Origin of the sequence: Paenibacillus enshidis (assembly GCF_042136365.1) — a bacterium.
Classification (GTDB): Bacteria; Bacillota; Bacilli; order Paenibacillales; family Paenibacillaceae; genus Paenibacillus; species Paenibacillus enshidis.
On the sequence record NZ_JBHHMI010000089.1, the window covers coordinates 1 to 400 of the forward strand.

1 protein-coding gene is annotated in these 400 nt (G+C 54.0%); it reads right to left on the reverse strand.

The features are described 5' to 3' along the window. Positions 1 to 189: 189 nt before the first annotated feature. Positions 190 to 400: hypothetical protein (locus tag ACE41H_RS25210; protein ID WP_375358318.1), on the reverse strand; the 211-nt coding region annotated here is incomplete at its 5' end.

The window sequence follows — 400 nt, forward strand, 5'->3', positions numbered from 1 at the left end:
CAGAGCGTTTAGGTGATGTGAAACCGATCGAGAGAGAAGGAGAGAGCGGAGCAAGGCACCGAAAAAATAAAAAGACCCTGGTCCTCGTTGCCGCTTGAACCTGAATTTTTCCAATTTTCTCGTTCATGCTAACCCACACCGCTCAAGCAACGCACATCAGGCTCACCTTTCCTCGTTCAAGCCCTGCGATCAGGACGCAGCCGCAAGAGACTGAACCGGTTGGCGTGCGATCAGCCGACGGTAGGTAATCGCCGGAATCGCCACACCGATGTACAATAACTTCTGCCACATCGTTCCTTCCGCTCCGGACAGGCGCAGTCGGCGGCGGCGGCGTCCAGTGTACTCGTTGAGGTACGCCTGCAGATGCAATCCATAATCCACGAACATAAGTTCTTTGTTC